Annotated in this window: 1 protein-coding gene; it reads left to right on the top strand. The window is 80.9% G+C overall.

All coding sequences use genetic code 11. The annotated features are described in order from the left end of the window. Window positions 1–14 precede the first annotated feature (14 nt). Window positions 15–512: NAD(P)/FAD-dependent oxidoreductase (locus tag F8274_RS30845; protein ID WP_151465919.1), on the top strand; the 498-nt coding region annotated here is incomplete at its 3' end.

Raw genomic sequence — 512 nt, 5'->3', positions numbered from 1 at the left:
GGGAGGATGGGGGTGTGTGGGACGTCATCGTCGTCGGGGCCGGGCCCGCCGGGGCGGCCGCCGCGCTCGGGGCGCGGCGGGCGGGCGCGCAGCGCGTGCTGCTGCTCGACCGGCACGACTTTCCGCGGGACAAGGCGTGCGGGGACGGCATCGCCGCGCACGCGCTGGACGTCCTCGCCGAGCTGGGCGTGACCGGGGCGGTCGACGGGTACGCGCCGCTGCCCGCGCTGCGCCTCGTCGGCCCCGGCGGCGGGACGGTGGCCCGGGCGCTGCCCCGGCCCGCGTACACGGTGCCCCGGCAGGTGTTCGACGCCCGGCTGGTGGCGGCGGCGACCGCGGCCGGGGCGGAGCTGCGCCGGCACACCGTACGCACCGTGGAGGTGCGCGAGGACCGGGTGGTGCTCGACGGGGAACTGGCCGCCCGGGCGGTGGTCGGGGCGGACGGGGCCGGCTCGGTGCTGCGCCGGACGCTCGGCCACCCGGTGAACCCGGACCGGCACCTCGCGCTCGCC

The organism is Micromonospora sp. AMSO31t, from assembly GCF_008868175.1.
GTDB lineage: Bacteria > Actinomycetota > Actinomycetes > Mycobacteriales > Micromonosporaceae > Micromonospora.
This window is presented reverse-complemented; position numbering and strand designations above follow the sequence as displayed.